This window comes from Roseovarius albus (assembly GCF_900172335.1).
GTDB lineage: Bacteria > Pseudomonadota > Alphaproteobacteria > Rhodobacterales > Rhodobacteraceae > Roseovarius > Roseovarius albus.
On record NZ_FWFX01000014.1, the window covers coordinates 67926 to 92505 of the forward strand.

Consider the following 24580-nt stretch of genomic DNA (forward strand, 5'->3'; position numbering starts at 1 on the left):
AAGGCGGCGCAACACAAGACGCAAGGACAACAATGAAAATCACCCTCATCACTCTGTGGCATGTTCCCCTGACCAGCCATGAAACCTACTACATGGCGGGCGGCAAAACCTGCGACACCACCACCTCGGTCGTGGTCCGGCTCGACACAGATGCCGGCCTTTCAGGCTGGGGCGAGGTCTGCCCGATCCCGCACTACCTGCCCGCCTACGCAGATGGCGTCATCCCCGCGATCACCGAAATGGCCCCGGTTCTCTTGGGTGAAGATCCGATTGGCCCCGAGGCGCTGATCGAACGCATGAACACCCACCTGCAAGGCCATCTCTATGCCAAATCCGCCGTTGACACCGCGCTATGGGATCTCACCGGCAAAGCCGCCGACCTGCCGGTCTACGCCTTGCTGGGCGGCCGCGCGGTTGCCGACATGCCGCTCTATCACTCGATCACCTGCGTTGCCCCCGATGATATGGCAGAAATGGCAAAAGATGCCTACGCCCTCGGCATGCGCCAGTTTCAGGTCAAGCTGGGTGCAGACGACAACTGGCAAAACGACGTCGAACGCCTGCACAAAGTGCGCGAGGCGGTGGGCCCCGGCCCGCTGGTTTACGGCGACTGGAACTGCGGCGCGGATCGACTGACCGCCACCCGCGTTGGCCGTGCCGCGCGCCATCTCGATGTCATGCTCGAACAGCCCTGCGCCACCATTGATGAATGCGCAGCCGTGCGCAACGCCTGCGGCCTGCCGATGAAGCTGGACGAAAATGCCCATGACATTGCCAGCCTGCTTGAGGGCCATCGTCAAGGCTGCATGGATGCCGCCGCCCTCAAGCTCAGCAAATTCGGCGGGTTATCCACCATGCGCCGCGCCCGCGATCTCTGCCTCACCCTCGGCACCCAGATGTGCATAGAAGACACCTGGGGCAGTGACATCACCACCGCCGCCCTGCTGCATCTCGCGGCCTCCACCCCCGCGCGCGGTCTCATGAACACCTGCGACCTCTCGCATTACGTCGGCCCGCGCCTCGCGCACGACGCGCCAACCCGCACCGATGGCCGCATCGCCCCGCCCGAAGGGCCCGGCCTTGGCATCACCCCTGACATGGACGTGCTTGGCACGCCGCTCTGCATTTTGGACTAGGAGAATTCCAATGCAAAAACTCACCACGCAAGCCGAATGGGCCGCCCGCGCGCAAGAAGTCCTGCCAGCCGGGGGATTTGGCAACTTTGACCACTCCGTCTTTATCAAAGAGGGCAAAGGCAGCCGAGTCTGGGACGAGGACGGCAATGAATACATCGACTACCTGATCGGCTCTGGCCCCATGCTGTTGGGCCACGGCAACGAAGAAGTGCTCGAGGCGGTCTATGAACAGCTTCCCAAAGGCATGACCTTCTTTGCCAACAACGCCGCCGCCATTGAACTGGCCGAAGAGATCATCAGCGCCACCCCTTGCGGTGAACAGCTGCGCTATGTCTCTTCGGGCGGCGAGGCCGACATGTACGCCATCCGCGCCGCGCGCGCCTTCACCGGTCGCGATCTGGTGGTCAAGTTTGAAGGCGGCTACCACGGCATGTCGGCTGAGGCACAGATGAGCCTTGCGCCGACCAAACTGGTCAATTTCCCCATGGCCGTGCCTGACAGTGCCGGCATCCCCGAAAGCGTGCGCGACCAGATGCTGATCGCGCCCTTTAATGACTTCGACTATATCCGCTCACTGCTGGTGGAATATGGTGATCAGGTCGCCTGCATCATTGCCGAACCACTGCAACGCATCATCCCGCCCGCACCGGGCTTCTTGGAGCTGCTGCGTGAAGAAGCCGACAAATATGGCATCGTGCTGGTGTTTGACGAGGTTGTCACCGGTTTCCGTTTCGCTTACGGCGGCGCGCAAGAGCTCTATGGCGTCACCCCTGACCTTTGCACGCAAGGCAAAGTCATCGGCGGCGGCTTCCCTCTGGCCGCCACCGTGGGCCGCGCCGACATCATGGCGCATTTCGACAAGGCCAAGGTCGGAGCCGAAGGCTGGCTGATGCAGCTTGGCACGCTCTCGGGCAATCCAGTCGCGGCCGTCGCAGGCCTAAAAACCATGGAAATCCTCAAGCGGGACGGTCAATACGACAGGCTGCGCCAGATCGGCCAGCGCATCATCGACATGACCGCGACGGAACTGAACGCCCATGACATCCCGCACAGGATCGTTGGCGACCAGACCCTGTTCGAGGTGGTCTTTACTGAGCGCGACGTTAGTGACTACCGTGATGTCCTCAAGGCCGACGCCCAGAAAGGCGCCGCCTACAACAAGGTCCTGCGTGAACATGGCTTATTCAAATCCCCGGGTAAAACATACCCATCACTGGCGATCACCGAGGCCGACCTGGACCAAACCCACGCCGCCATCAAAGCCGCCGCCGCCCACATCGCGGAAGGGTAAAGACAAAATCGTAGGGTGGGCAATCTCTGCCCACCTGCCACCGCAGATCACTCCGTAAGGTGGGTGTCAAGCCACCATTTTCCGACAGCCATCACCTGACAGAAAACAGCTCTACCTGTCATCGGTGACATTTATCTCTCGAAACCACCAACCACCACAGCCAACAGCGTCGGCTATTTCCTTGAAGGTATCCGTGCACACTACAGTCATCGTAAGGGTGTCGCGCCAGATCAAATCTCCTTCGATCCGCGATCGCAGAACCACATTTGAAGAGCTTGAGATTACGTTAAAGAATGAGCCATCACCACGCTTTTGCGGAACTATCTTTGTTCGCTCTTGATCCCAGCAATCCCGTCGCACAAGCAGGTTCGCTAAAAAAAACGGCCCGCCTGCAATAGGCTGTTTGTGTGTATCATCCCAAATCTGTTCCATGAGCATAAATTCAAATAAATCAGAACTCGCAGCTTCAATCGCAATCTTAAAAGCCTCAGAGATCAATGGGATAGAAACAAGGCTTTCATCAAACGCTTTAATAACGTTAAACGGTCGGGCATGTTTCGACCTACTAACGCACCAGAGGTTCCTAAGCTTTTTTCGCGTTTGTTCTGTGAAGCGCCCTCCATTAACCGTAGCACCGTATGACATCGGCCCGCCATGCTCATACTGCATGTCCCGATCAGGAACCCATTCGCCTTCATGGTCATTCCAATGAATTCGCTCACTATGATCAGGTGCTCTCGCAAAAACGTAGTCAGCAAAGTCCGGCTTGCCGTAATTACCTTCTATAACATAGCACTTCATACTCTGATCCTTAACGGGGCATCCACCCCACCACTACACAAAAAAGGTGGGTTGAAAAACCACTCCGCATCGCGGGCACTCTCATCCCGTTTTAGTGAGTGATTACAGTTGTTTCCATATATTCGAAGCCCCGAACGCCCGCCTCGTTTAGTGCACGAACCAGCGTGTCAGACATAAAAACAGCACGGGTCAGGTCGTCACGCCACAAATGACGCCCATCAGCGGCTTCTGCCAACACATGGCAACACTCAGGGGCAATGGCACTCAATGATTTCCATCTTTTTCCATCCGTTTTCCGAATGCCGCCAGACGTATCTGACTTTTCCATGATTACGGTGCGGGTGGTTGCATATATATTGAGGAAATAAAATTTGCGTTCCACTCGCTGCTGGCTACCCAAAGACCAGACATTCGGAATTGGGATCAGATCATGCACACCCGGTTCCAATTTATCGATAGCTTGCGCGACATTCCCACCGACCACGATGTCGCGCGTATCAAAGCCTTGAAACGCATCCCCCAGCCTGTCGATTTCTCCACTCACCACCGCCCAATGGCGCGCAACAAACGCTTTGTTTTTCTCGGTCAATGGATCGGCCAGAAGAATATCCAAATTCATCGTCTGACGCGGGTTCGCCTGACTAACCTCTTCGTACGGATTGTCGCTCCACCAAAGACCAGTATCAAAGCGTTCTCTTTCGACAAAAGGGCGGTAAATCATAAAAACTCCAATTGCAGGAAATGCAGGCACGCCCTACCACTACACAAAAAAGGTGGGTTGAAAACCCACCCTACGCCGTCTGAACGGTAGTCGCGAAACCCTCAGCCCGTGCGTTCCATCTCTTCGATCATCTTGCGGGCGCGTTTGCATTGGATCTTGTCGCGCAGGGGGCTGTTGGGGTCGACGTCTTTTTTACAGACCAGACATTTATCCGCGCCGGAAATGGCATTCAGACCACCGCAGCTGCCCTTGATGGTTTTGCCCATCAGCATCACACCCAGCGACATGCCAACCATCACCAACCCAAGAATCACAAAGGCAAGGATAAAGGTACTCATGGCGGGCTCCATTAATCGGTCTGGGCTTGCAGCAGGGCATGAAACGCGCTGCTCTGCGCTGTTATATACGCATCTTCGCCCAAAGATACATCCCTGCTGATAAAGAACACGGCAAGTTTATGGGCCTCGGCCAGCTCCAGCCCGGCCTCGGCCCCCAGCACCAGCATCGCCGTCGCCCAGGCATCGGCCAGCATGGCCGTGTCGGCAATCACGGTCACGGAGGTGGTGGCATGGGTAATGGGCCGCCCAGTTGTGGGGTCGATGATATGCGAATAGCGCTGGACCTCGTGTTCAAAGAAGTTGCGATAATCGCCCGAGGTCGCCAGCCCCTGCCCCAGCAGCGGCACAACCACCTGAACGCTCTGCGCCCCCAGTTGCGGTTTCTCAACGCCAATCCGCCACGGCTCGCCTTTGGGATTGCGGCCTTCAGCAACCAGATCGCCGCCGATTTCCACCATATAGTTCTCAAGCCCCTGCGCCTGCAACGCCGTCGCAACCGCATCAATCCCAAACCCTTTGGCAATCGCACTCAGGTTCAGACTCACATCCGGGTGTGATTTGGTCAGGGTCTGCGCCTCTGCATCCAGCGTCAGCAGATGCCCCTGCCCCACCTGCAACCAGGCTTGGGTGATTTCTTCATCCGATGGCACAGGGTCCTCAGGCTTGCGCGGCCCAAACCCCCATAACGAAATCAACGGATCCAGCGTGACATCAAACCGCCCTTCGCTTTGGTCATTCACCTCATTGGCCACAGCCATCAGCCTGGCAAGCCCCGAAGAAACAGGAATAGCATCCAACGTCTTCAATGCCGAAAATTTCGACACCTCTGATTCTGGATCCCAGTTCGACATGCTGGCATTCACCATGGCCAAAGCATCAACCACCGCCGTCGCAATCGCCTCCTCGTCCAATTCCTCACCAACAGCCGTTATGTTGTAGGTTGTGCCCATCGTCTCTCCGGACAGGCGCAGCACCTCGGCTTCTCCCTCACCCCAACAGGCGGTCAGGGCCAACAGGGCGAATATCGCAACCAGACGCTTCATCAAACTCACGCCTTCAGCGGCACAAAGGCCAGCGTGCACAGCCCCGAAATCGCCAGAATGCCGAAAATCCAGGCCCGTGCTTTCCACCCCTCTTCCTGTTCCTTCCACGCTTTGCGAAAACGGTGACCGCTCAGCGCAACGATCACCACCAAAATGGTGCCGATCACAGGGGTCAGATAGAGGTTTGAGAGCATTATAACGTCCTTCAACACGGACCCATTGGGCCATTCTTTACATTTTACCCCTTTCGGGTTCACAATCCCACGATAAGATAGAGAAAACAGATCATAACCGACAGGAGACACCCAAAGATGGCACCCAGCTCTTACCAAGCTCCATCCCGAGGCGACAAGACCGATAAGAAGACCCACAGCCAATCGCTTGAGTCGAACTTGTCCAACGCCCAGACCACGGTGGCCAAGCTGATATCAGGCAAAGGGGATGCAATCTTCTCGGTCCGGGCCAATGATAACATCAGCCACGTGGTTCAGGTGCTCAGCGAAAAACACATCGGTGCGCTGGTGGTGACCGATCAGAATGGCGCATTGCAGGGCATTATATCGGAGCGCGACATCGTCCGCCGCATGGCGGAAACACCGGGCCAGACCCTGCCACAAGAAGTTGACGCACTGATGACCAAGAACGTGGTCACCTGCTCGCCGGATGATCTGCTGTCAGACGTCCTGAAGAAAATGACCGAAGGCAAATTCCGCCACATGCCGGTGGTCAAAAACGACCGCCTGTGCGGCATGATCACCATTGGCGACGTTGTCAATTTCCGCCTGAAAGAGGTCGAATACGAAGCCCTGCGCATGAAGCAGATGATCGTCGGCTGATAGCGACACACATGCTCAAAAGAAAAACACCGGCCTTTGAGGCCGGTGTTTTTTGTTCTCAAATGATCCGGTTATCCGCCGAAGTCGTCCAGCATGATGTCTTCGCGGTCCACGCCCAGATCCAGCAGCATGTTGATGACCGACTGGTTCATAATTGGCGGGCCACACATGTAGAATTCGCAATCCTCAGGGGCCGGGTGGTTCTTAAGGTATTCCTCGAACAGAACATTGTGAATGAAGCCGGTGTAGCCATCCCAATCATCATCCGGTTGCGGGTCAGACAGCGCGACATGCCAGTCGAAGTTGTCAAACTCTGCGGCCAGCGTGTCGAAATCCTCGACAAAGAACATCTCTTTCTTCGAGCGCGCGCCATACCAGAAGCTAATCTTGCGATCACGGTTCTGCAGCCGCTTAAGCTGGTCAAAGATGTGGCTGCGCATTGGCGCCATACCTGCACCACCACCAATGAAGACCATTTCCTTCTGGGTATCGCGAGCAAAGAACTCACCAAACGGGCCAGAGATCGTGACCTTGTCACCGGGTTTGAGGTTGAAGATATACGATGACATCTGACCGGCTGGGATCCCTTCGGAACCCGGAGGCGGTGAAGCCACCCGCACGTTCAGCATGATCATGCCCCGCTCATCCGGATAATTCGCCATCGAATAGGCGCGTTCGATGGGCTCGGACACCACTGACTTATACTGCCAGAGGTTAAACTTGTCCCAGTCCTCGCGATACTCTTCTTCAACATCGAAATCGGTGTAGACCAGCTGGTGCGCCGGCGCTTCGATTTGAATATAGCCACCCGCACGGAAGTTCACATCCTCACCTTCAGGCAAGTCCAGAGTCAGCGCTTTGATAAAGGTCGCCACGTTCTCGTTTGAACGAACGGTGCATTCCCATTTCTTAACGCCAAAGACCTCTTCGGGCACTTCGACATCCATGTCCTGCTTAACCGCAACCTGACACGACAGACGGTCACCGCAGGATGCCTCGCGTTTGGTGATGTGGCTTTCTTCCGTTGGCAGGATCGATCCGCCGCCTGAATGCACCTTCACACGGCACTGCGCGCAAGTACCACCGCCACCACAGGCCGATGGCACAAACAGCTTCTCTGCCGCCAGCGTCTGCAGCAGCTTGCCTCCCGCAGGAACCGAAATGGTTTTCTCGCCATTGATCGTGATGTTCACATTACCGGTCGACACCAACTTGGACCGGGCCGCCAGAATGATCGCGACCAGCGCCACAACAATCAGGGTAAAGAGGATGACACCAAGTGAAAACGTTTCCATATCTCAGCTCCTCCTTACAGTTTCACGCCCGAGAAGGACATGAAGGCCAAGGCCATCAATCCCGCGGTTATGAAAGTAATACCCAGGCCCTGCAGACCATCCGGCACATCCGAATACTTCAGCTTCTCGCGCACACCCGCCATCGCAGTGATCGCCAGCGCCCAGCCAAAGCCTGAAGACAGACCATAGGTTGTCGCTTCGGCAAAGTTGTAATCGCGCTCCACCATGAACAGCGAGCCACCAAGGATCGCACAGTTCACCGTGATCAGTGGCAAGAAGATCCCCAGCGCGTTGTAAAGCGGCGGGAAGTACTTATCCAAGATCATCTCAAGGATCTGAACCATCGCCGCGATCACGCCAATGTAGGAAATCAGACCAAGGAAGGTCAGATCAACATCAGGGAACCCGGCCCAGGCCAGCGCGCCGGGCTTGAGCAGGTAAGTCAAAAGCAGGTTGTTGGTTGGGACCGTAATGGCCTGCACCAACATCACCGAGATGCCCAGACCCAAAGCGGTTGAGATTTTCTTGGAAACCGCGATGAACGTACACATCCCAAGGAAAAAGCTTAGCGCCAGGTTTTCAACAAAGACGGCCTTTACGGCCAGTGAAAGAAGACCTTCCATCAGTGCGCCTCCACCGTCTGAATTTTATACTCGCGATCTTCGACCTGCGCAGGTTTCCAAGTGCGGAAGCCCCAGATCAAAAGACCAATGATGAAGAAGGCCGAAGGAGGCAGCAGCAGCATACCGTTAGGCACATACCAGCCACCGTTGTTCACGGTTTCCAGAATGGTGACGCCAAACAGCGAACCCGAACCAAACAGCTCGCGGAAAAAGCCGACCAGCATCAAGATCAGGCCATAGCCCAGACCGTTGCCGATCCCGTCAATGAACGACGCCACTGGCGGGTTTTTCATGGCAAACGCTTCCGCACGGCCCATCACGATACAGTTGGTGATGATCAGGCCGACAAAAACCGACAGGGTTTTTGAGATCTGGAAGGCGTAGGCCTTCAGGATCTGGTCCACCAGAATCACCAGTGAGGCGATGATCACCATCTGCACGATGATCCGGATCGAACCCGGGATCTGATTGCGCAGCAACGAGATGAACATCGACGCGAACGCCGTCACAAAGGTCACCGCCAGTGTCATAACAAAGGCCACCTGCAGCGAAGACGTCACCGCAAGCGCCGAACAAATGCCCAGAACCTGCAAGGTGATCGGGTTATTGTCGACCAGTGGATCGACCAGCATCTCTCTTCTTGTCTGGGACATCAGATCTCTCCTGCTTTTAGTTTGGCCAGAAACGGTCCGTAACCTTCGTCGCCCATCCAGAACTTCACCAGATTGTCGACGCCAACAGACGTCAAAGTCGCCCCTGCCAATGCATCAATATGATAGTCCGGACCAGCGGCTGACGTGGATTTGGAAACATTGATCTGCAGATCGCCTGCATCATCGCGCAATTTCTTACCACTCCACAGGGCCTTCCAGCGGGGGTTATCCACCTCGGCCCCAAGACCCGGCGTTTCACCATGCTGGTAGAACTGCAGGCCATAAATATCGTTGCCATTGTTTTCCAGCGCGATAAAACCATACAGCGTCGACCACAGGCCATAGCCGTGAATTGGCAAAATCACCTTGTCCAATGCACCATCCGTGTCTTTCAACAAGTAGATCACACGGTACTTGGCCTTGCGACCAATCCCTGCAGGGTCGTCGGTCAGTGCGACACTCAGTTCTGGATCGTCTGCTGCAGCCAGATCATCAAACGAATTGGCATCAAATTCATCGGTAAACTCACCTGAGGCCAGATCCAGCACGCGCGGCTCGAACGCAGAAAATGCCTCAGCGACATCGATACCGGGTTCATAAACACCCGCCACCTGCAGAACGTTCACCTGCTTGTCGCGCAGCTTGTTTGCCTCTTGCACCGGGCGCAAGGATACCGCTGCAAGGCTCACCACCATCGAGGCAAAGAGGCAAAGCGATACCGCAACGATAATGGTCTTACCGACCGAATCCGGCGAAGCCGCAAGAAAACGGGCAATCGGCCCCTGATTTTGTTGATCAGACATGGCGGCGCGCCCTCCGTTTGATATTGGCCTGCACGACGAAATAGTCGATCAGCGGCGCAAAGACGTTCCCGAACAAGATGGCCAGCATCATGCCTTCTGGGAAGGCCGGGTTGATCACCCGGATCAGCACCACCATGACACCAATCAGCGCACCGTAGATATAACGCCCCAGATTGGTGTGGCTGGCAGACACAGGCTCGGTCACCATAAAGACCATGCCAAAGGCATAACCGCCAACAACGATGTGCCAATAGAACGGCATCGAGAACATCGGATTGCTGTCAGAGCCAATCAGGTTCAGCAGCAAGCTGAAACCAATCGTCCCCGCCAGACAGCCAAGGATCAGGCGATAGTTGGCAATCCGCGTCGTCAGCAGGAAGGCCAAACCAATCAAACAGGCCAGTGTCGATGTCTCGCCAAAGCTGCCCTGCATGAAGCCAAAGAAGGAATCCCACCAGGTCAGACCATTCGCGGCTAGCTGCTGATAGCCCTCAGATGCTGAGACCGACAGTGCAGTCGCACCTGAAAACCCATCAACCGGCGTCCAGACCGTGTCGCCTGACATGCTTGCCGGATAGGCAAAGTACAGGAACGCCCGGCCTACAAGTGCCGGGTTAAGGAAGTTTTTGCCGGTGCCACCAAACACCTCTTTACCGATCACAACCCCGAAAGAGATACCCAAAGCCACCTGCCACAAAGGCGCTGTGGCGGGCATGATCAGCGTGTAGAGCATCGAAGTCACAAGGAAACCTTCGTTCACCTCGTGTCCGCGTACAGTGGCAAAGATCACCTCCCATATACCGCCGACAATCAGCGTCGTCAGGTAAATGGGCAGGAAATATAGGAACCCATGCGAGAAATTGGCAAACCAGCTGCTTGGATCTTGCGAGATGCCAAAGGCCTGCAAGATACCAATACGCCACCCGGTCGCCGCATCAGGGCCCATCGCGGCAATCGCCGAGTTGGCCTGATAGCCTGTGTTCCACATGCCGAACAGGATACAAGGAATGGTCGCGATCACGACATAGGTCATGATCCGCTTCATATCCACGTAAGACCGCGCGTGTGGCGCAGCGGTTGTCACGGTTTTCGGCGTGTAGATGAAGCTTTCAATCATCTCATAGATGGGGAAATACTTCTCGTACTTGCCACCTTTGGTGAAGTTCGGCTCGATCCGGTCAAAGAAGTTGCGCAAACCCATGGCTCAACCCTCCTTCTCGATCTTGGTGAGACAATCGCGCAGCGCCATCCCGTATTCATATTTCGCAGGGCAAGCAAAACCGACAAGCCCCAGATCTTCTTCGTCCAACTCCAGCGCACCCAGCGCCTGTGCCGTATCAGTGTCCATCACCAATAGCGCCCGCAAAAGCTGCGTTGGCAGGTAATCCTGCGGCATCAGCTCTTCGAAAACGCCTGTTGGCACCATCGCACGGCGACCACCGTTCAGGTTACTAGTCAGCGCATACAGCTTCTTGGAAAACGCCGAGCCCAGAACCGGCTGCACCGAATATTTCGATGGCATTGGACGGATCCAGCCCATCGGGATCTGATCAGCATCTTCGCGAATGATTGTGACCTGACGGGCGAACCGGCCCAAATAAGCCTCTGGTCCTGCCGCCGCCCGACCACTCAGGATCGATCCGGAAATCACCCGCGATGTGGCATCAGCGCCTTCATTCGCTGTCAACTCCTCGGTCGAGGCACCCATGACAGTCCGCACCAAACGCGGATTGCTCGCCTCAGGACCACAGATTGCCACAACAACGCTTGGGTCCAGATGACCAGTCTGCATCAGGCGGCCAATGGCAATCACATCCTGATAACCGATGGTCCAAACTTCCTCGTTGCCTTTTGGGGGTGCTAGAAAGTGAATGTGCGTACCCGCCAGCCCAGCAGGGTGCGGCCCAGAAAATGACGCCGCCTCAACACCCGCCAAATCTCCACCTGGAACCGAAGCTCCAGCATCATGGCAGACGTAGGTGGTACCATCAGTCAGGGCGGAAATCGCTTTCACACCGGCTGCGAAATCATCGGACGCCGCCGCAATAATCGGACCTGCATTCGGCGATAGTGGCTCACTGTCCATCGCAGTCACGAAAATCGATGACGGAACAGATCCAGGCGCAGGCAACTTGGAATAGGGCCGCGTACGGAACGAGGTCCATAGGCCAGCCGCGCAAAGCTTTGCAGTGACACCTTCACGGCTGTCCGCGTCGCCCACATCGGCAAAGCTCACGCCAGTATCCTCGGAATCGCTCACTTCGATCACAACGCTTTGCAAAACCCGGCGTGCACCGCGGTTGATTGCAACCACCTTGCCCGACAGCGGGGCGACCATCATCGCCTCTTCTGCATCCTTGTGACAAAACAGCGGCGTCCCGCGTTTGACCTCATCGCCCTCTTGCACCAGCATCCGTGGCTTGAGGCCCAAATAATCCGCGCCCAAAACACCGACATATCGACATTCTGGCCCCGGATGAACTTCTTGCGCGGGGGCGCCGGTAACCGGCAACTCAAGTCCGCGCTTTAACGTGAAAGTTTGCATCAATTCGCTACTGTTCCCTGCATCCGATTCTGCTTTTGCAGCCTCTTACCCAGTTAACAGCAACAAATCAAATAGCGACAGAACACAATCAATATCCGTCACGAACTTCATCTGGCTACTTTGTGATACCCATGGCCAATTTACCTGACCAAACCCGATCACCGTCCCTGTCAAACTGTTCCAAAGGCAGTCGTATATAGACAATTGATAGCCGTTTGTTAGCGCCAATGATAGACCGCCCAACCGGCAAATGCTCTCTTTGAGCTCAGAAATGAATACAAACTACCCGTCTGGGGCATTTTTCTTGACTTAGGAAGCCTTATACCGTCCAAAATTGGTTGGCATCACAGGTATCGATCCACCATAGCTTTCAGTGCATCAAGCTTGAGGTCATCAAAATTCAAAGGATTCGGGTTGGCGGCGCCTTTCTTTTGGCCAAAGTTGCCTCTTTGTCCGCCAGCCTGCTCAACCAACCGGCGTGGAATTGGGCGATCGTAGTGCCCTCCAACGCTCCAGTCCTGCATCTCCTTGGAGCGGCTGATCCGGGCAATCGATTCTGGAAATTCAGCTCCAATGGTCGGAACCGGGATCAAGACAAACCCAACCCGCAATCTGAATTCAGTGATGCTCTTGTTAAAGGATATGTTGACCGGAGCACCAGCCGCCTTCATCGTATCTTTCGCCCAAATACCATCGCCAAAACGACCGTCCAGCAAAATCTTGTTTGGCAGAACACTTTCGAAAGCCGCATACAAAATGTCATCACCGAATCCGGCGGTCCCTATGAATTCCTGTGCTGTTTCCGCTAAGTCTCCTTCGTACATCATGTTCAGGTTGTCGATAACCTTGCCCGCCGGATGTACAAAACTCGTACACTTCACCCCCAGGTCGCGCGCAATCTCCTGTCCGCTGTCATTGACCGTGTGCACGGTTAAATCCAGCGTAAAGGCGTTGTTTACGCCCAGACCCATAGCCAGAACCGTAACGGCGGGGCTGTCGTATCCCGCACTAATGCAGGAGGCCGGGTCAAACACCGCCGTACTGCGCGCCGGATCCGCGCCGTTTTCAAACACAGAAGCCAGCACCTGCCTTAAAAAACCGACGTAATCCTCATAACGATCATATATCTGCTCGTTCAGACGCAGGCTGAAACGCGGGGACTGCCCCGGAAACAACACCAAATTATGTGCAAAAACTGCATGCAATTCGACGCTTTCGTATTCAAGGACCTTCGGATCATATCCAAAGAGCCCCGCATCCGTCTGGGCATCATTCACCGCGCGGATCATGTCCGAAGTTTTTGCGACAAAGCCCTCTCGGATGTCTTCCGGCAGACAGGCCAAAACACCCGCCAATGAATTCGAGGCTGCCAGAGTATTTCGCTCAGCATCATACAGAACGAAAATACTTTCCAACATATGCGTTGGAGGGGTCAGAACCAAGCAGCCTTCTGGCTTGGAGGTCACGCCCGATCCAAAAACATAGTCCGCATTCTCAAAATCGAACGCAGCAAACGATGCACTCCATACCCCTTCGAAGATAGAGCTTCCAGCTCGTTCAACTCCGGTGCCGTACCGCAAAGCAGATGTCTCTTCCGACAGAGTCAATTGCCAGGCTGCCTTGGGCATTTCCGGATCTTGGTTCACAGTGATGTCCTTCGGAAACCTCGGGGCTTTCAAATGTAGAATCGTCGCGTTGGTCGTTTCAAGCCAGCGTTGCGGCATTGTCTTGGCAAGCGCATCCCGCTTCATGCTTTCCGCATCTGACAGTATATGAGTGAGGTGTTTTTGCTGCCGATATTCTTTAAATTTTCGGGAAATTTTTCCGACCAATGACATATCACCGCTCCAAGACATGGATTCTCAATAATCCATGTCTTTAACGCGATACCTAATCGCTTAACAATGCAAGACCGCAAACACCTCTTGTCTTCAAAGAAAAACCAGTATGACGATCTAGACGGCAATCAAATGCCGAATTGCTCAACGCGCCCAAAACCGTTTTGACTTAGGCCTTTGTGCTTTGATGTATTTTCTCAGTTCGGTGTAACCACCAACTTTGACCCCATCGATAAGAATCAATGGTGTCGTCGTGATGTTGTGCTTGTCTTTGAATGCGTCTGCTTCCCGACGCGTTCTAAGGATGTGCTCTTCAATGTCATACTTGTGGTTGCGCAATAGATCCCGCGCAGCGGTCCCATAACCACAGGTATAATTGGGCAGATCCATTCGATAGAGGACAGCTTTCGGCATGCCTGCAATTCCCTTTCGTTGCGCGATTGATAAAATATGCGGATACCAGATACACAAGCCCTGAGCGTTCACATTCACGTTGGGACTGTGCATAGCGTGTTTATGTCTGAAAATACGGAAGGCTGACTTCATTCCAAAATCAGTGGTACCCAAGGCCGGACTCGAACCGGCACGCCCGCAAAGGCGGGGGATTTTGAATCCCCTGCGTCTACCATTCCGCCACTTGGGCACTGGTGGTCTCTCTATCCAAGCTGAAACCTGAGGTCCAGCCCTACAATCACCCCATGGCTGATAAATTTGCAATTATTTCGTCGTGCATTGATTGCTCCCGCCGCGACACCATGTTCCCCCATCAAACTTGACCCCCGCCGTGGCCCGTGGTCTGTGGCGGGCAATAAAAACAAGTGGATCTGGGACATGCTCAAGGGCCTCTACGACTGGACAATCCGAATGGCCGACCACCCCCGCGCCCTGTGGGTGCTGGCAGGCGTGTCATTTATAGAAAGCTCATTTTTCCCGATCCCCCCCGACATCCTGATGATTCCGATGATTCTGGCCCGCCCCAGCCGGGCTTGGCTAATCGCACTCGTCGCATTGGTCTCTTCTGTGCTCGGCGGCCTGCTCGGCTATGCCATCGGGGCCTTTGCCTTTGAACAAATCGGTCAGCCCATTCTGGAATCGATGGGCAAAGCCGATTCCATGGCCGAATTCAGCACCCGATTCAACGACTTCGGTTTCTGGGCCGTGCTGACCGCCGGCATCACGCCCTTCCCGTACAAAGTCATCACCATAATGTCGGGTTGGACCGGCATGCCGCTGATGACCTTTGTCGCCACCTCCATCCTTGCCCGTGGCATCCGCTTCTTTCTTGTCGCGGGTCTTTTGTGGAAATTCGGCGAGCCGATCCGGGAGTTCATTGAAAAGCGCCTTGGCCTGATGTTCACGCTGTTCATTATTCTGCTGATCGGCGGCTTCTATCTGGTGAGGCACATGGGATGATCACGCAACGCACTCTGATCTTTCTGGCCACGGCTGGTTCTGCCCTCACCCTCGCCATGGCGTTCGGGTTCCAGCACATCGGCGGCATGGCCCCGTGCAAGCTGTGCCTGTGGCAGCGCTGGCCCCACGCCGCTGCCATCGCTATCGGTGCCATCGCCCTGGCCCTGCCCGCGCGCCTCTTGTGCTGGCTCGGCGCGCTTGCTGCACTGACCACCGCTGCCTTCGGCGGCTACCACACCGGTGTCGAGCGCGGCTGGTGGGAAGGCCCAGCCACATGCACCTCTGCAGGCACCTCCGGCCTGACCTCCGATGAACTGTTTGATCAGATCATGGCCGCGCCAGTTATCCGCTGTGACGAGGTTCCGTGGGAGCTCTTCACCCTGTCAATGGCGAGCTGGAACATGCTCCTGTCACTGGGGCTTGCCGCACTCTGGATTATGGCCGCACGCCGCGCCTAATCGGCCCTGGCCACTGACAACAGCCACCGGTACACCACCTCTGCCGCCGCGCTGCGTTTGCTGCGCCGCGCAGCCAACAGATAAAAATCCTTGTCACTCTCCAACACCTCGGGCCGCACCTGTACGAGTCGCCCCGCCTCCAGATCCCGCGCCACCAGGAACCGGCTGACCAGCGCTACCCCCTGCCCCGAAATCGCCGCATCAATCGCCAGCGACGTCTGGCTCAACCGCAAACCACGTTCATTCTGGCAAACCAAACCGAACGCGCCCAAAAACACCGGCCACAGATCATGCGCATCGTGCAGCTTCGGCAACCCGGATAACACCTCTGCCGACAAGGGCAAGGCTTGCCCCTCAACCACCTGCGGAGCCGCCACGGCAATCACCTTTTGCGCAAACATCAGGCTCGCCTCAACCCCTGACCCAAAGGGCGGATTTGCATAGCGCACCGCCAGATCAATGCCATCGCTGTGAAAGCTAGATACTTGTTCAGTCGCCACCACTCGCAGGTCAACGTCAGGATGGGCCTGCGAAAACGCCGACAGATTGGGGATCAACCATTTCGCCGCAAAGGTCGGCGTTACGCTGATTAGCACCTTTTCCGGCTGCGGCTTTACCATCAGCGTCGCCTCACGCAGCGCATCGAACGCACTTTGCACCCGCGCATGATAAGCCCGCCCGGCCGGGGTAAAGGCCAAGCCTTTGGGCAGTCGCTCAAACAGTGGCAGGCCCAAATGCGCCTCCAGCGCGCGCACCTGCTGCGCCACCGCCCCCTGTGTCACGCCCAGCGCATCAGCCGCTGCACGAAAGTTCAGATGCTGACCCGAGGCCGCAAAGGCCCGCAGTCCATTTAAAGGGGGAAGGTCATCCATATGGCAATAATATTTCTACAGTCATGTCACATCAATTCTGACGCGAAATTCCACAAACATCAAATTATATTAACTTTAACATCGAAAGGACCTCATCATGTCAGTAGAAAAAGTCGCCCTCATCACCGCAGGAGGCAGCGGCCTTGGCGCCGCAGCTGCCCGTCGTCTCGCCGCCGATGGCTATCGCGTTGGCATCCTGTCCTCTTCCGGCAAGGGCGAGGCTCTGGGCCAAGAGCTCGGCGGCTTTGGCGTCACCGGGTCCAACCTCGTCCCTGATGACCTCACGGCATTGGTCGAAGGTGCTAAATCCCGCTGGGGCCGTGTTGATGTCCTGGTCAACTCCGCCGGCCACGGGCCCAAGGGCGAGGTCCTCGACATCTCAGATGACGAGTGGCATTCCGGCATGGACTATTACCTGCTGAACGTGATCCGTCCGACCCGCTTGGTCACGCCCCTGATGCAAGAGCAAGGCAGCGGCTCGATCATCAACATCTCGACCTTCGCCGCGTTCGAGCCTGATCCGCTGTTCCCAACGTCGGGCGTATTTCGCGCTGGCCTTGCAGCCTTTTCCAAACTCTATGCCGATAAATACGCCGCCCATGGCATCCGTATGAACAACGTCCTGCCCGGTTTTATCGACAGCCTGCCCGCAACCGAAGACCGCAAGGCGCGCATCCCCATGGGCCGCTACGGCAACGTGACCGAGGTTTCCTCGCTGATTTCATGGCTCGCCTCAGGTGACGGCGCCTATATGACCGGCCAGAACCTGCGCGTTGACGGGGGGCTAACCCGTGCTGTCTGATCAATTCCTCCCCACCGCGCGCACCGAGCGCATCGCCTTCATCATCAAATGGGTGGCCTCGGTCATCCAGATCATGGGCTACACCGCCACCGCCTTTGGCTGGACCCCGTGGAACCTCTACCTCTTCCTGATCGGGGTTCTGGGCTGGGGCACCGTCGGCATCCTGTGGAATGACAAGGCGATCATGCTCATCCACATTGTGGCGCTCTTCGCCATGCTCGCAGGGATGGCCGGGGGTTGATGCCCCCTAAATCAATGGCAATAAACCCAAATTCCGCTATACTCCCGGTATTTCAAGAACACTTCGAGCATACCGGGGGATATTATGTTCAAGACAATCGTTGTCGGAATTGACGGATCGGAAACCTCTGAACACGCCCTGCGCCTCGCCTGCACTTTGGCGCTGAAATGCGGTGCAGATGTCCACTTAGTTCATGTGCCGCAACCCCAAACCGTGGCCTTCGCCATGGGGGCGATGACCGGCTATCACACCGCCACCTCCATGCCCACCTCGGACGAGGTGCGCACCGCCGGCAACAAAATCCTCGAATCCGGCAAGCAAGTCGCCAAATCCTGCGATGTGACCATCACCCAGGCGCATCTGAAATCCGGCGATCCCGCCAATCAGATCACTGTCTATGCCGAGGCCCTGAACGCCGACCTGATTGTCACCGGCAGGCGCGGTCTGGGCAGCATTGGCGCATTCCTCCAAGGCAGCACCTCGCAAGCCGTCAACCAAAAGGCCCACTGCGCCTGTCTCTCCGTACCCTAACGCCAGAAAAAGCCGCCAAAACCCTCTCTTGATGCAGATCAAGGCCCGCAGAAGGCGCAATACCTATGCTTTGGGCCACCTTAATCAAAGGAGGACAGGATATGTTCAAAAACATTGTTGTCGGTATCGACGGATCAGACTCTGCGGAACATGCACTGCGCGTCGCCTGTGACATGGCCCAGAAATACGATTCCAAAATTCACCTGATCCACAGCCCACAGCCCAAAACCGTCGCCTTTGCCATGGGCGCGGTGCCGGGTTACCACGCGGCCACCACCATGCCCTCCCCACAAGAGGTCGAGGAGGCCGGAAACAAAATACTAGACTCCGGCAGAGCCGTCGCCAAGACCTGCAACATCGACATCACGCAGGCCCACCTGAAAAATGGCGACCCGGCCGACCATATCACAGAATACGCCGATACCTGCGGCGCAGACCTGATTGTCACCGGTCGCCGAGGTCTGGGAAACGTCGGTGCCCTCCTGCAAGGCAGCACATCTCAGGCCGTTACCCACAAAGCCAAATGCGCCTGCCTGTCGGTGACCTGAGCGGCACTCCCCAGACCAACAAGGCACGCAGCGACGGGCCGCGGTCAGATGCTCATGACTTTACTTGCACAAAGTCTGCTTTGAACCCGTAGCAGCCATCCCCCGCAAGCGCAAAGCCGCGCAATTGCCAGGCCGCGGGGTGGCGGCCGACCGTTTCTAGCTGCCAGTTTATCCCGGCAAATCCAGCAGACCCTCGAAATTGTGCGGGTAGCTTTCAAAATCGCCAGCCCTTGCGGGCGGTCTGGCGATCACGCGGCGGCCTTACGGCCTTGATTCCGCGCGGGGTGCGCAAAGCAAATGGCAGTTTAAACCCATGTTACGGACATTGGACTCATCAATCGTAAAAGGGTGGCATCTTTAGAAATTGAGCGCCCGCCAATTGCTGTTTCATATTTTCGGTTTGCAGGCAGCTTCCAGTATTTCGATAGATTTGGATCGGTTTCGAACAGGTGCGACCTCGGCCGTCCTTCATGACAAAGGACACGCCTCGACTCGCCTCTAGAAACTCCAATTGGTACTCAGGAAACAGGTTTTTTAGCTTCCTGATAAGTGCGATTCTGAACTGCGGTGAAGAGGCAGGTGGTTGAACTGGCATGCGTCAGCATAACCACTCATTTGCGACCTAAGCAACGGCAGATTTGCTCGCATGAAAGCCATTGACCGCAGACAAAAAGATCGAAACTGGTTTTACTCGTCTCCCATTCCAATTTTAATTTGGCATATTGAGACAAACACGAAGAGGACACTCTTGCGTCCAATACACTCAGACTGAGCGGACATGCAGATTCAGAAATTGCTCTGGCTCCGTTTCGCCCTTTCGCGACGATCTCGCCTATACCAATCATCCGGATCAACGGGTTGCCGATGCAGGCCACCTCCCCGCTTCGGTGGCAAAGAAAACAGAAAACTGGTCTGTGTCAGCGATGAAATGCGGCGGGTCATGGAATTTCTCCTAATGGGTCTTCGCACTTCAACCTGCCTGTTTCCCGCATTTCAAACCACGGCCCTGATCTGGCGAGACCCGTAACAACCCGTAAGTCATTGCGAATTCGCTTGGCGAATAAGGATTGCCGATGCCATGCTCCTCTCATGGCTCCGACTGCATCCCTCTTCGCCCGCAAACTACGGGACTGGCGCGCCCGCAACGGCACGCATGGTCGTGTGACGCAAGAAAGTCTGGCCGAGTTGCTTGGAGTCAGCGTCGAAGCGATCAGCAAGTACGAGCGCTCTTTGTCGTTCATTCGCGGCGATCTGGAACATCGCCTGAGCGAAGACCTCGGCTGGACATCCGCTGACATCCTGGCCTGCCGCACCGATTGGGAAACACGGCAAAGGCGCGATACAGACGCCGCCCCCTATCGTCTGCTCGACGACACAGTCGTCTCAGAACTTTACAACGGCTCCTGGCGCGATGCCGCCCGCGCCTCTATCGATCTCGCCTGTGCTTCTATCCCCGGCATCCATGGTGCCTTCGCCGCCAACGACTCGGTCTTTGGCCCGATCTATGACACCTACCGCGATCACTGGTGCGCCGTCTTGCACAACGATCAGATGGTCGCGAAATGGGCCCTGCCGTTTCTGCTCCCCGAGGATGAAACCCGCTTTCGCGCGGGCTCCTTTGTTGAAATTGAACTCTCTGTTGACCGCATCAGAAAACCGATGTTGCCCGGTCATTATTTCGGCTACTGTCCAGCCCTGATTGTTGCCCCCGGTCATCAGGCTGCCAGCACTTTGTTGCTGTCTTCCTTCATCGATTTTCTGGAAATTCAGGCGCGCAGTGGGATTTTGCTGCATGGTTTTGGATCAATCACCTGTTCCCCCGCTGGCGAACAGATCTGTCGCGATCTTGGCATGACCTTCCTGCGCCGTCATCAGGTGGAAACAAGCTACGGCGTTTGGGAACTTACAGGTGCTGGAATCGCCAACTCCGTTTTCGCCCACCGCAGCCCTTTTTTGCATCAATGCTATTTCGAGGCTTTCGGCAGCGCGCCTTAGGCTAGAAAATTTGCGGTCCACCGAAGGGCGAACACGCCCCAATCCACCCGTTTCATCTGACCATAAATATCTCCGCCGGAGGCACACCCCGAGGCGGAGACCGGAGGCCGACAACGAGATAAACCTGTGCGCCGCAGGCGCTCCTTCTCACAGCAGGATTGTAGGATAGTAGGTTTGTACAAAACCCGCGTACAACCTGTACAAGTTGTACAAATTTCCGCTTACCCGGTGGAGGATTTCCGCGTGCTCAGCAGCAGGCTGGTTTCCGAATTGGCGACCCCATCGAACTTGCGAATCTGAGCAAGGATTTTGTCGAGGTGCTCCAAAGTCGTGGTGCCAATCTCAACAATCAAATCCCAGCGCCCGTTGGTGGTGTGAATTGCCCGCACTTCGCGCAAACCATTGAGTTGTCTCAATATTCTCTCCATTCCGCGCCCTTCTATCCCCAGTGACATCAATCCACGCACCGGGTCCAGCGCTGTTTCCCCCTTTAGAACAACGGTAAACCCGACGATCTCGCCGCTCTGCTTCAACCGCTCAATCCGCCCTCGCACGGTGGTCCGCGACACCCCCAATGTCAGCGCCAGATCTGACAAGGACGCCCGCGCATTATGCCGAAGCGCTGAAATCAATTGCTGATCAATTTTGTCCATTTTGGATATCCCAAGGTCCGTTTTGCATAGTTAAGTTCCATTATGTGCAAATTGAGGACTTCAAAACAACCGTTTCAGCGGTATTTTTATCTTATCACTCGAAAAGGATTGTAAGATGACTCCTCGCTCCTGCATTCTGATTGGCGCTCCTGTGGATAGTGGCAAACGCCGTCAGGGTTGCGTCATGGGCCCGGATGCCTACCGCGTCGCCGGCCTGCCCGAAACATTGACCGAACTTGGTTATACCGTTGAAGATTGGGGGAACTTGTCTCCTGATGACGTGGCCAAGGTCGATGAATTACCCCCGCACATCCACGCGGGCGAGGAGACCATTGGCTGGACACAGACCCTGATCAGCAACGCAGAAACCGCAATGGACAAGGGCCTCCCCATCTTCTTGGGCGGGGATCACAGCTTGTCTTTGGGCTCTGTCGCCGGTGTTGCCAATCACGCTGCTCAAAACGGCCGTCCACAGTTTGTGCTCTGGCTTGATGCACATAGCGATTTCCACACCCCACAATCCACCGCATCGGGCAACTTGCATGGTACTCCCCTTGGTTACGTCACTGGTCGCGATGGTTTTTTCGGGTTCCCCGAAGTAAAAAATCCTGTACCACTGGAAAACATCTGCCTGATTGGCCTACGCTCCGTCGACACAGCAGAGCGCGACTCGTTGCAAGAAACCCCCATGCGCTATCATGACATGCGGCAGATTGACGAGCACGGGATCGCCCGTCCCTTGGCCGCGTTTTTGGATCATGTCGCACAACAAAATGGTGCGCTGCACGTGTCATTGGACGTTGATTTTCTCGATCCTTCTTTCGCCCCCGCCGTTGGCACAACAGTGCCCGGTGGCGCAACAATGCGCGAGGCACATCTGGTGATGGAGATGATCAGCGACAGCGGATTGATGACGTCGCTTGATCTGGTTGAATTGAATCCCTTCCTTGATGAACGCGGAAAAACCGCACAGGTCATGGTCGATCTCTCAGCCTCTGCCTTGGGTCGCCGCGTCTTTGACCGGCCAACACGAGCCTTCTGAACATGAGTATTCAAGCCCCCTCCAGCGTTGTAATGATCCGCCCGGATCAATTTCATCCGAATCCGCAAACCGCAGGTGACAACGTCTTTCAGACCGAGTTGAGCAACGACCCTGCCGCAATCGCCGCAAAGGCGCAAAACGAGTTTGATCAAGCAGTTAGCGCCCTGCAAGGTGCTGGCATTGGTGTCCACGTGTTTCAGGATCACGGCGTAGACACGCCGGATTCGGTTTTCCCGAACAACTGGTTTTCCACCCATGCAGGCGGATCGGTCGCGGTCTATCCGATGTACGCTGAGAACCGCCGCCGCGAGCGCCGGTCAGACGTCATTGAGATGCTGAAGCAAGACTACCGTGTTCAGGAAGTGGTGGATTATTCGGGACTGGAGCCAGATGGCCTCTATCTTGAAGGCACCGGTGCCATGGTCATCGACCACCTGACCCGCGTCGCCTATGTCGCCCGCTCGCACCGTGCAGATCCGATCCTATTGGAAAGGTTTTGTACGCAGTTCGGTTATGAACCAATCGTTTTCGACGCCGTCGATCAAAATGGTGTTCCAGTCTATCACACCAACGTGCTGATGGCGATCGGAACCAAGGTGGCTATGGTCGGTCTGGATATGATTCCAGATCGAGACCGCCGCGCTGAAATCGAACGGCGTCTGCGCGAACCTGATCGCGAGGTTGTGGCTCTTACCCATGAACAGATCCATGCCTTCGCAGGTAACGCGATTGAACTTTCATCACCAGATGGTCGGGTCTTGGCGCTATCGCAGTGCGCCTTCGATGCGCTCACCCCAGATCAGGTAATCACTTTGGAACAGTCGGTTCGGCTGCTCCCTCTCTCGATCCCGACATTGGAAAGTGCCGGCGGCTCTGTACGCTGCATGCTGGCCGGCATCCATCTGTCCAAACGCAACCCTTGAACCAAAGAGCGACCACAATGCTGCAACCATCTGACAAAGCCCTCGTTCCATTTGTATCTGTCGACGACATGATGAAGCTGGTCCACCACATCGGAATTGAACCGATGCTGAAAGGGATTGCGGACTATATCGAGGCTGATTTTCGCCGCTGGGAACTTTTTGACAAAACCCCGCGCATCGCCAGCCATTCACAAGAGGGCGTTATCGAACTGATGCCCACTTCGGACGGAGAGGTTTACGGCTTCAAATACGTCAACGGCCACCCAAAGAACACCAAGGAGGGCCTACAAACCGTGACGGCCTTCGGCCTGCTGGCGGACGTGAACACCGGTTACCCGGTTCTACTGACAGAGATGACGGTTTTGACGGCGCTTCGTACGGCTGCAACCTCGGCTATGGTCGCAAAATACCTCGCCCCCAAAGGCTCAACCACCATGGCGATGATCGGAAACGGCGCGCAGTCCGAATTCCAAAGCCTCGCGATGAAAGCCATCTGTGGTATCGATTCCGTGCGCCTCTATGACATCGACTCGGCGGCAACGGATAAAGCCGCGCGCAATCTGGCAGGTATGGGACTGAACGTGGTGAAATGTTCCACGGCGGAAGAGTCGATGGAAGGTGCGCAAATCATCACCACCTGCACGGCCGACAAGCAATGTGCCACGATCCTGACAGACAACATGATCGGCTCGGGCGTGCACATCAACGCCATAGGTGGCGACTGCCCGGGCAAAACAGAACTGGCCCCGGCGATCCTGCACCGCAGTGATATATTTGTTGAATACCCTGAACAGACCCGTATTGAAGGTGAGATCCAGCAAATGGAGGATGACCACCCGGTAACCGAAATGTGGGAGGTCATTTCAGGCAAACAAGCAGGTCGCACCAATCCTGAGCAAATCACTCTGTTCGACAGCGTTGGCTTCGCAATCGAGGACTTCAGTGCCCTGCGATATGTCCGCGATAACATCAAAGGCACCGAATTGTTCATTGATCTGGATCTTTTGGCTGATCCGGACGATCCGCGCGACCTCTTTGGCATGGTTCAACGCGCCTCATCCGAGGCTTGACGGCAACAAATATCGCCTGAAGCCAAACAATCATGATATCTATCATTGCAATTGGGTGATCCACCTCACTAAAGCGGTGGTCACCCCCATTGGTAGAACCTGTGATTTC

The 24580-nt window shown here is 55.8% G+C and carries 28 protein-coding genes and 1 tRNA gene; 13 read left to right on the top strand and 16 right to left on the bottom strand.

What is annotated here, in order from left to right; all coding sequences use genetic code 11:
• The first annotated feature begins 32 nt into the window (after positions 1–32).
• A complete protein-coding gene (locus tag ROA7450_RS17645) occupies positions 33–1136 on the top strand; it encodes a mandelate racemase/muconate lactonizing enzyme family protein (RefSeq protein WP_085807275.1) in 1104 nt (367 codons plus the stop codon).
• Between the two features lie 10 nt (positions 1137–1146).
• Positions 1147–2427 (top strand): aspartate aminotransferase family protein, encoded by a 1281-nt coding sequence (locus ROA7450_RS17650; RefSeq protein ID WP_085807276.1) that lies wholly within the window; start codon positions 1147–1149, stop codon positions 2425–2427.
• 111 nt (positions 2428–2538) lie between these two features.
• Here ROA7450_RS17650 and ROA7450_RS17655 read toward each other — a convergent pair whose 3' ends face one another.
• From ROA7450_RS17655 to ROA7450_RS17675, 5 genes are all read right to left on the bottom strand, one after another.
• Positions 2539–3228, bottom strand: coding sequence for an imm11 family protein (locus ROA7450_RS17655; protein ID WP_085807277.1), 690 nt, complete (start codon positions 3226–3228; stop codon positions 2539–2541).
• Positions 3229–3319: 91 nt separating this feature from the next.
• Positions 3320–3949, bottom strand: a complete 630-nt coding sequence (locus ROA7450_RS17660; RefSeq protein WP_085807278.1) for an imm11 family protein — start codon at positions 3947–3949, stop codon at positions 3320–3322.
• 101 nt (positions 3950–4050) lie between these two features.
• Positions 4051–4287, bottom strand: coding sequence for a (Na+)-NQR maturation NqrM (gene nqrM, locus ROA7450_RS17665; protein WP_085807313.1), 237 nt, complete (start codon positions 4285–4287; stop codon positions 4051–4053).
• An 11-nt stretch (positions 4288–4298) separates the two neighbouring features.
• Positions 4299–5330 carry an FAD:protein FMN transferase gene (locus tag ROA7450_RS17670; RefSeq protein ID WP_085807279.1) on the bottom strand — a complete coding sequence of 344 codons (1032 nt, stop codon included), beginning with the start codon at positions 5328–5330 and terminating at the stop codon, positions 4299–4301.
• Positions 5331–5335: 5 nt separating this feature from the next.
• Positions 5336–5524 carry a hypothetical protein gene (locus ROA7450_RS17675; protein ID WP_085807280.1) on the bottom strand — a complete coding sequence of 63 codons (189 nt, stop codon included), beginning with the start codon at positions 5522–5524 and terminating at the stop codon, positions 5336–5338.
• Between the two features lie 117 nt (positions 5525–5641).
• On the opposite strand from ROA7450_RS17675, the gene ROA7450_RS17680 reads away from it, so the two are divergent.
• Positions 5642–6166: a CBS domain-containing protein gene (locus tag ROA7450_RS17680; protein ID WP_085807281.1), complete on the top strand. Its 525-nt coding sequence runs from the start codon at positions 5642–5644 to the stop codon at positions 6164–6166.
• Positions 6167–6237: 71 nt separating this feature from the next.
• On the opposite strand, the gene nqrF is transcribed toward ROA7450_RS17680, so the two are convergent.
• The 9 genes from nqrF to ROA7450_RS17725 all read right to left on the bottom strand — a co-directional run bounded on the left by nqrF (position 6238) and on the right by ROA7450_RS17725 (position 14566).
• Positions 6238–7461 carry an NADH:ubiquinone reductase (Na(+)-transporting) subunit F gene (nqrF, locus tag ROA7450_RS17685; RefSeq protein ID WP_085807282.1) on the bottom strand — a complete coding sequence of 408 codons (1224 nt, stop codon included), beginning with the start codon at positions 7459–7461 and terminating at the stop codon, positions 6238–6240.
• A 14-nt stretch (positions 7462–7475) separates the two neighbouring features.
• Positions 7476–8084, bottom strand: a complete 609-nt coding sequence (gene nqrE, locus ROA7450_RS17690) for an NADH:ubiquinone reductase (Na(+)-transporting) subunit E (RefSeq protein WP_085807283.1) — start codon at positions 8082–8084, stop codon at positions 7476–7478.
• A complete protein-coding gene (locus ROA7450_RS17695) occupies positions 8084–8737 on the bottom strand; it encodes an NADH:ubiquinone reductase (Na(+)-transporting) subunit D (RefSeq protein WP_085807284.1) in 654 nt (217 codons plus the stop codon). Before ROA7450_RS17695 ends, nqrE begins: the two co-directional genes overlap by 1 nt.
• Entirely contained in the window at positions 8737–9540 is an 804-nt protein-coding gene (locus tag ROA7450_RS17700) for a Na(+)-translocating NADH-quinone reductase subunit C (RefSeq protein WP_085807285.1), read from the bottom strand. The genes ROA7450_RS17695 and ROA7450_RS17700 overlap by 1 nt, the downstream gene beginning before the upstream one ends.
• Positions 9533–10741 carry an NADH:ubiquinone reductase (Na(+)-transporting) subunit B gene (locus ROA7450_RS17705; protein ID WP_085807286.1) on the bottom strand — a complete coding sequence of 403 codons (1209 nt, stop codon included), beginning with the start codon at positions 10739–10741 and terminating at the stop codon, positions 9533–9535. The genes ROA7450_RS17700 and ROA7450_RS17705 overlap by 8 nt, the downstream gene beginning before the upstream one ends.
• A 3-nt stretch (positions 10742–10744) precedes the next feature.
• Positions 10745–12085: a Na(+)-translocating NADH-quinone reductase subunit A gene (locus ROA7450_RS17710; RefSeq protein ID WP_085807287.1), complete on the bottom strand. Its 1341-nt coding sequence runs from the start codon at positions 12083–12085 to the stop codon at positions 10745–10747.
• Between the two features lie 344 nt (positions 12086–12429).
• Positions 12430–13836 (bottom strand): hypothetical protein, encoded by a 1407-nt coding sequence (locus ROA7450_RS17715; RefSeq protein WP_143534521.1) that lies wholly within the window; start codon positions 13834–13836, stop codon positions 12430–12432.
• A gap of 231 nt (positions 13837–14067) precedes the next feature.
• Positions 14068–14337, bottom strand: coding sequence for a glutaredoxin family protein (locus ROA7450_RS21065; RefSeq protein WP_159454096.1), 270 nt, complete (start codon positions 14335–14337; stop codon positions 14068–14070).
• Positions 14338–14480: 143 nt separating this feature from the next.
• A tRNA-Leu gene (locus ROA7450_RS17725) sits at positions 14481–14566 on the bottom strand.
• A gap of 188 nt (positions 14567–14754) precedes the next feature.
• Here ROA7450_RS17725 and ROA7450_RS17730 point away from each other — a divergent pair.
• Positions 14755–15336 (top strand): YqaA family protein, encoded by a 582-nt coding sequence (locus tag ROA7450_RS17730; RefSeq protein ID WP_085807314.1) that lies wholly within the window; start codon positions 14755–14757, stop codon positions 15334–15336.
• On the top strand, positions 15333–15794 hold the full coding sequence (locus ROA7450_RS17735; protein ID WP_085807290.1) for a disulfide bond formation protein B: 462 nt from the start codon (positions 15333–15335) through the stop codon (positions 15792–15794). The genes ROA7450_RS17730 and ROA7450_RS17735 overlap by 4 nt, the downstream gene beginning before the upstream one ends.
• Here ROA7450_RS17735 and ROA7450_RS17740 read toward each other — a convergent pair.
• The gene (locus tag ROA7450_RS17740; protein ID WP_085807291.1) at positions 15791–16666 is read right to left on the bottom strand and encodes a LysR substrate-binding domain-containing protein; all 876 of its coding nucleotides are present in this window, start codon (positions 16664–16666) and stop codon (positions 15791–15793) included. The two genes, ROA7450_RS17735 and ROA7450_RS17740, sit on opposite strands and share 4 nt — an antisense overlap.
• 97 nt (positions 16667–16763) lie before the next feature.
• Here ROA7450_RS17740 and ROA7450_RS17745 point away from each other — a divergent pair, with 97 nt between their 5' ends.
• The 5 genes from ROA7450_RS17745 to ROA7450_RS17770 all read left to right on the top strand — a co-directional run bounded on the left by ROA7450_RS17745 (position 16764) and on the right by ROA7450_RS17770 (position 20783).
• Positions 16764–17468: an SDR family oxidoreductase gene (locus tag ROA7450_RS17745; RefSeq protein ID WP_085807292.1), complete on the top strand. Its 705-nt coding sequence runs from the start codon at positions 16764–16766 to the stop codon at positions 17466–17468.
• Positions 17458–17709 (top strand): DUF6552 family protein, encoded by a 252-nt coding sequence (locus tag ROA7450_RS17750; protein WP_370738217.1) that lies wholly within the window; start codon positions 17458–17460, stop codon positions 17707–17709. Before ROA7450_RS17745 ends, ROA7450_RS17750 begins: the two co-directional genes overlap by 11 nt.
• Before the next feature lie 84 nt (positions 17710–17793).
• Positions 17794–18240, top strand: coding sequence for a universal stress protein (locus ROA7450_RS17755; RefSeq protein ID WP_085807293.1), 447 nt, complete (start codon positions 17794–17796; stop codon positions 18238–18240).
• A gap of 101 nt (positions 18241–18341) precedes the next feature.
• Positions 18342–18788 carry a universal stress protein gene (locus ROA7450_RS17760; RefSeq protein ID WP_143534523.1) on the top strand — a complete coding sequence of 149 codons (447 nt, stop codon included), beginning with the start codon at positions 18342–18344 and terminating at the stop codon, positions 18786–18788.
• 1089 nt (positions 18789–19877) lie between these two features.
• On the top strand, positions 19878–20783 hold the full coding sequence (locus tag ROA7450_RS17770) for a helix-turn-helix domain-containing protein (RefSeq protein WP_085807296.1): 906 nt from the start codon (positions 19878–19880) through the stop codon (positions 20781–20783).
• A 221-nt stretch (positions 20784–21004) separates the two neighbouring features.
• Here ROA7450_RS17770 and ROA7450_RS17775 read toward each other — a convergent pair whose 3' ends face one another.
• Positions 21005–21436, bottom strand: a complete 432-nt coding sequence (locus ROA7450_RS17775; protein ID WP_085807297.1) for an Lrp/AsnC family transcriptional regulator — start codon at positions 21434–21436, stop codon at positions 21005–21007.
• A gap of 115 nt (positions 21437–21551) precedes the next feature.
• On the opposite strand from ROA7450_RS17775, the gene rocF reads away from it, so the two are divergent.
• From rocF to ocd, 3 genes are read left to right on the top strand one after another with little or no spacing between them, the layout of a single operon-like run.
• The gene (gene rocF, locus ROA7450_RS17780; RefSeq protein WP_085807298.1) at positions 21552–22478 is read left to right on the top strand and encodes an arginase; all 927 of its coding nucleotides are present in this window, start codon (positions 21552–21554) and stop codon (positions 22476–22478) included.
• Positions 22479–22480: 2 nt separating this feature from the next.
• Positions 22481–23401 (top strand): citrulline utilization hydrolase CtlX, encoded by a 921-nt coding sequence (ctlX, locus tag ROA7450_RS17785; RefSeq protein WP_200812981.1) that lies wholly within the window; start codon positions 22481–22483, stop codon positions 23399–23401.
• A 17-nt stretch (positions 23402–23418) separates the two neighbouring features.
• Positions 23419–24471: an ornithine cyclodeaminase gene (gene ocd, locus ROA7450_RS17790; RefSeq protein WP_085807300.1), complete on the top strand. Its 1053-nt coding sequence runs from the start codon at positions 23419–23421 to the stop codon at positions 24469–24471.
• Positions 24472–24580: the final 109 nt, after the last annotated feature.